Here is a 5,314-nt window from a genome sequence, read left to right as displayed (position 1 = left end):
CCGTCCACACCGGCGACGCGGCCCGCACCCGGGCGAGCGGTCTGGCGGTCGTCGGCGAGCGGATCGCCGCCGTCGGGCACGACGAGGTCCGTGAGAGTGCCTCGACCTGGAGCTCGCCCTCGGCCGGCACCGGACGGCCGTCCCCGAACTGACCGCTCTGGTCGCCGACCACCCGCTGCGGGAGCGCTTCACCGGCCAGCTGATGCGGGCCCTGCACGGCTCCGGGCGCACCCCCGAGGGGCTCGCCGTCTACCGCCGGTTCACGGACCGGCTGGCCGACGAACTCGGGCTGGACCCGGGGCCGGAGCTGCGCACGCTGCACCTGGAACTGCTCGCCACCGAACCGGTCCCGGCCGCCCCGCCCCGAACCGCGGACGCCGCCGCCCCTCCCCCGGCCGTACCGCCCGCGACGACCCCGCCCCCGGCCGCCGCACACCACCCGCCACCCGCCCAACTCCCGCCCGCCCTGGCCACCTTCGTCGGCCGCGAACCCGAACTGCGCGCCCTGGACGCCCTGCTCGCCACCCCGGAGGCCGGGCGCCCCGGCACGACGGCGGCCACCGGGCCGGCCACCGGGCCGACCACCGGCTTGTGCCTGGTCTCGGGCCCGGCCGGGGTCGGCAAGACCACCCTCGCCGTCGACTGGGCGCACCGCGCCCGGAAGCGGTTCCCGGACGGCCAGCTCTACGCCGACCTGCACGGCTACTCCGTCGACGCGCCGCTCGCCCCGCGCACCGTACTGGCCCGCTTCCTGCGCGCCCTCGGCGTACCCGGCGACCGGATCCCGGCGGCGGCGGACGAGGCGGCCGCGCTCTACCGCTCCCGGCTGGCCGACCGCCGGCTGCTCGTGGTCCTCGACAACGCCCGCGACGCCGAACAGGTCCGCCCGCTGCTGCCGGGCGCCCCGGGCTGCCGCACGGTGGTCACCAGCCGCACCCGGCTCGACGGGCTGACCGTCCGCAACGGCGCCCGGCCACTGGTGCTCGACGTCCTGCCCGCCGACCGGGCACTGGACCTGCTCGCCCGCATCGTCGGCGAACACCGCACCCGCGCCGAGCCGCGGGCCGCCGCCGAACTGGCCGACGCCTGCGGCCGGCTGCCCCTCGCCCTGGCCGTCACGGCGAGCCGCCTCGCCGCCTCACCGGACCGCAGCCTCGCCGACCACGCCGCCGAACTCCGCGACGCGGAAAACCGGTTGAGCGCCCTCCAGATCGACGGCGACGACACCTCGGCCGTGCGCGCCGCCTTCGACCTCTCCTACCGCTCACTGCCCGGAGAGGCCCGGAGCCTCCTGCGGCTGCTGGCCCTGCTCCCGGCCGTCGGGATCGGCCCCGACGAGGCCGCCGCCCTGGCCGGCGCCCCGGTCACCGCCGTCCGGCCCGTCCTCGACCGGCTGGCCACCGCCCACCTGCTCACCGTCGAGGAGCGGGACCGCTACCGGCTCAACGACCTCCTGCGCCTGTACGCCGACGAACGCTGCTCCGTCGAGACGACCGCCGCCGAGCGCCGCGACGCCCTGGTGCGCCTCGGCACCTGGCACCTCCACCGCGGCCGCGCCCCCGCCTTCCTCCCCGCCCACCCCGCCGAGGACCACCCCCGCGGCCCGGGCCACCACCATCTGCACGCCTGGGCCGAGGTCGACCGCCTGGCCGCCGAGGCCGCCGCCTCGACCCCACCGCCACCACCCCCCGACGCCCCGCCACCCGCCTGACGCCCCCGCCCCCACCGGGGACCAGGAACTGCGCGCGGCCTCAGTACGTCGGGCAGATGTACTTGCGGACCGCCGCCAGGATCAGGGTGGACTTCTCCGACCCGAAGCCCCCCGGGTGCTTGGCCGAGGTGAACCGCTGGTTCGTCAGGTCGACCAGCTTCGGCTGGTCCTTCGGCCACTCGGAGACCGACGTGCACTGGTCACGGCCCCGCGAGACCACCCGGTCCGGCTTGTTGTCGACGATCTCCGGGTCGATCGCCGTCAGCGCGGCGACGTACGCCGCGGTGGTCGCGGCGTCCGGCTTCGGCGGCGGTCCACTGGGCTTCACCGCGCCGGAGGCGGCCGGGGCGGCGGGCTGCGCGGCCGTCGGTGCCGCGGGCGTCTCGGGTGCGGCAGGCGCCGCGGGCGCCGAACTCGGCTGAGTGGCGGTCTTCGAGGCCGACGAGCCGGCCTTCGAGCCGGCCTTCGGGCTGTCGTCGGTCGAACCGGAGCAGGCCGTCAGCCCGACGGCGAGCAGTCCTGCCACGAGCCCTATGGCAGTGGTACGGGTACGCATGGTCCCCCCTGGAGCGAGATCGTTCGTGCGGAGGTGACCCTAGCGGCCCGACCCGACTCGCGGTGACGGCATGCCGGGTCGTGATCGTTTCGGGACCTCGCGCGGCGCCCCGCACTCGACGGAACGCCTCCCCCGGGCCGCTACAGCCACCCGCGCCGGGCGGTCTTCAGGCCCGCCTCGAAGCGGCTCGCCGCGTCCAGCCGCTCCATCACGGCGGCCATCTGCCGCCGGACGGTCCGTACCGAGACGCCGAGCCGCTTGGCCGCCGCGTCGTCCGTGAGCCCGGTGGACAGCAGGCGCAGCAGTTCGCGCTCCCCGGCGGTCAGGGCCGGCGCCGCGGCCCCGTCCTGTTCCTCGACGATCGGGGCGGCCGTCTCCCAGGCGTGTTCGAACAGGGCGACCAGGGAGGCGACGATGGCCGGTTCCCTGGTGCACAGGGCGCCGGCCCTGGTGTTCTCCGGGTCGATCGGCACCATGGCCGTGCTCCGGTCGAAGACGAGCATCCTCGGGGGCAGCACCGGCGCGGTGCGCACCCGGCCGCCGAGGCCGACCATCCAGTGGGCGTAGTCGAGGGTCTCCGGGGCGTGGCGGATGCTGTCCTGGTAGATGGTGCGCAGGCTGACACCACGTCGCAGGGCGTCCTCGTCGAGCGGCCGGGACGCGGCCAGGCCGGCCGCGGACTGGGCACCGCCGGGCATCACCGCCAGGACCTCGGTGGTCAGCCGGGCGGTCAGCGACTCCAGCTTGTCCTGGACGGCGTCCAGGCCGAGCAGCCGTTCCCGGCCACCCACCGGGGTGTCCGTCCGGAGCTTCGCGTACTCGCCGAGGGCGCGTGCGACGGCGGCCTTGGAGGCGGCCAACTCCTCCTGTCGGCGCGCGAGTTCCTCCTCCTGGCGGCGCAGCAGGATTTCCAGGCCGCGCTCCGGGCTGACCGGCCGCAGAGTGCCGGGCCGTTCGCGGGAGCTCCGCAGCAGGGTGAGGTCGGCGAGCTGGTCGAGGGCGGCGCGCACCGCGCTCTCGCGCAGGCCCAGCCGGTCGCAGAGTTCCGCCACCCCGCCTTCGGGGTCGGCGACCATTTCCCGGTAGACGGCTTCCGCGGTGGCGTCCAGCCCCAGCAGTTCCAGCACTTCACGACCCCTGATCCCCGTGGACGATTCCGTATGCCCGGTCGGCCCGGAGCAGATCCTTCCCCCGGCCGGAACACCCCCGCAAGGGCATGATCCGGTCAAGCGCCCGTCCCCCACCGCTGTTCGGCGCGGTGTTGCAGCATGCCGCCTGTCCTGATCCCGCCCCCGAATTCGCTTCCCGCAGCGGGGGGCTGAACGGAAGGATTCGCTGTGCGCGCATTCCCCGAATTTCCGGACACCCGGAACTGCGGTCTCCCTCAACGCAGTTCCCGCACGGAACAGGACTCCGACCTGTCCGTCCGCCCGTTCGCCGCCGCCCTCCTGACCCTCGCCGTCCTCCTGACCCTCGCCGTCCTCCTGACCCTCGCCGCGGCCGGATCCGCCGCACCGGCCCTCGCCGCCGTCCGGCGGACGCCGAGGTCCGGTCCGCGCTGTGGGCGCGCGCCGGCCCGGCCGACGGTCTGGAGCACGTGCGCGCCCTCGCCGTGCCGGACGGCGTCGGGCTGGTGCTCCACGTCCGCGCCCCCGACGAGACGGCGGCCCGGTCGAGGGCGCGGGGCCTGCTGGCCCGGGCCCTGGCGGCCTCCGGCCGGCTCCCCTGCGGGCTCCGCTAGCGGCGCCGGGCGCCGACCACCGGTGACCGGGCGTCTGCACCCCCGGCACCCGGCCTTCACTCCCTGCGCACCGTTTTCACGCCGCGCGCCCCACCGTCGCGCCCCACCGTCGCGCGCGCTTTCCGTTCTTCCGGACGCTTTTCGACCGGTCCGGCCCGTCCCGGAGATTGGCCGGTTCATTACTGGCGCTTTACCCCGGCATGGCCGATCCGGCCGGCAGCCACGGGGTGATCTTCACCTTCGGGATCCGGCGCTCCAGCCACTGGTGGGTGCCGGACCGTCCGATCTACCGGGTGAACCCGCGGTACTGAGCCGCGGCGGGCACCTGAAGGACGTTCCACCGACGAAGGCCGGGTAGCGGCCGGGCCCGGGGTGATCCCCCGGGCCCGGCCATTCGCGCGTACCGATGATCATTTTCCGGCGTAGGCTCTCGGCTGATCACAGGGGCAGGAGAGGAAAGCCATGGGCCAGAAGATCATCCGGTTCTCGGACCTGACCGGACAGCACGCGCAGGACGACGGGGAGCTGGTGCGGGTGGTGGTGCTCCGGCACCCCGACCTGACGGGCGGTCCGGTCGAGATCGACGCGCTCGCCGGGGAGTTGGGCGGCGTGCGGGAGCTGGCGCTCGACCTCGTCACGATCGAGCTGCACCACCCGGACCGGGCGGAACCGCAGACGGTCGTGATGGAGGCCGAGACCTTCGACCGGCTGGCCTCGGCCGCCCCGATGGCCGAGGTGCTGCGCGCCGCCAGGCCGGCCGCCCGGCGCGCCGAGTCCGAGGCGGCCGCCGCCGCGCACCGGGAGCGGGTCAACTACGCCAGCCTGGAACACGCCGGCCGTCCGCACAAGGGCCGCACCACCGAGGCGGAGAAGCAGCTCGTCCAGCAGAACCTGGACAAGATCAACGAGCGGCTCGCCGCGGAGGGTGTCCGCACGATCGACCCGGAGAACGTCGAGCACGCGACCCGGTACGGCCTGGACGTCCTGGCCCGGGAGACCGGTGTGATGTTCGGCTGAGCCGCCCCGGACGGCCCGACGCGCCGCTCGGCGGCGGTGGCTGCCGCCGAGCGGGCGACCGCCGGGCAGGTGAAACCCCGCCGCCACCACTCGTGTCGCCGACCGCGCCCGCGCGGTGACCGCTGGACTGCGCACCATGCGACTTCCATTCCGGACCGGGCGGATCGCCACGGTCCTGGCGCTGGTGGCGGGCTCGCTGCTGAGCAGCAGTGTGCTGGCTCCACCGGCCCAGGCCGCGATCTCCTTCACCAAGAGCGTGGACAAGTCGACCGTCTCCCCGGGGGAGAAC

Annotated in this window: 5 protein-coding genes; 3 read left to right on the top strand and 2 right to left on the bottom strand. The window is 75.4% G+C overall.

Annotation, left to right across the window (positions count from 1 at the left end; translation table 11 throughout):
- Positions 1–106: 106 nt before the first annotated feature.
- The gene (locus AB0E96_RS37815) at positions 107–1,711 is read left to right on the top strand and encodes a BTAD domain-containing putative transcriptional regulator (RefSeq protein ID WP_359830890.1); all 1,605 of its coding nucleotides are present in this window, start codon (positions 107–109) and stop codon (positions 1,709–1,711) included.
- Positions 1,712–1,751: 40 nt separating this feature from the next.
- Here AB0E96_RS37815 and AB0E96_RS37810 read toward each other — a convergent pair whose 3' ends face one another.
- The gene (locus AB0E96_RS37810) at positions 1,752–2,237 is read right to left on the bottom strand and encodes a hypothetical protein (RefSeq protein ID WP_359830887.1); all 486 of its coding nucleotides are present in this window, start codon (positions 2,235–2,237) and stop codon (positions 1,752–1,754) included.
- A gap of 170 nt (positions 2,238–2,407) precedes the next feature.
- Positions 2,408–3,394, bottom strand: a complete 987-nt coding sequence (locus tag AB0E96_RS37805) for a LuxR C-terminal-related transcriptional regulator (RefSeq protein WP_359830885.1) — start codon at positions 3,392–3,394, stop codon at positions 2,408–2,410.
- Between the two features lie 470 nt (positions 3,395–3,864).
- On the opposite strand from AB0E96_RS37805, the gene AB0E96_RS37800 reads away from it, so the two are divergent.
- Together AB0E96_RS37800 and AB0E96_RS37795 are read left to right on the top strand one after the other, a co-directional pair.
- Positions 3,865–4,008: a hypothetical protein gene (locus tag AB0E96_RS37800; RefSeq protein WP_359830883.1), complete on the top strand. Its 144-nt coding sequence runs from the start codon at positions 3,865–3,867 to the stop codon at positions 4,006–4,008.
- A gap of 462 nt (positions 4,009–4,470) precedes the next feature.
- Positions 4,471–5,025 (top strand): hypothetical protein, encoded by a 555-nt coding sequence (locus AB0E96_RS37795; protein WP_359830880.1) that lies wholly within the window; start codon positions 4,471–4,473, stop codon positions 5,023–5,025.
- Positions 5,026–5,314 lie beyond the last annotated feature (289 nt).

The organism is Kitasatospora sp. NPDC036755, assembly GCF_040636595.1.
GTDB lineage: Bacteria > Actinomycetota > Actinomycetes > Streptomycetales > Streptomycetaceae > Kitasatospora.
The sequence above is the reverse complement of the archived record's forward strand: the minus strand, read 5'-3'. Positions and strand labels throughout refer to the sequence as shown.

Coding starts and splice junctions, on each gene's coding strand:
- AB0E96_RS37795 (WP_359830880.1), top strand. CDS start 4,471: ATGGGCCAGAAGATCATCCGGTTCTCGGACCTGACCGGACAGCACGCG.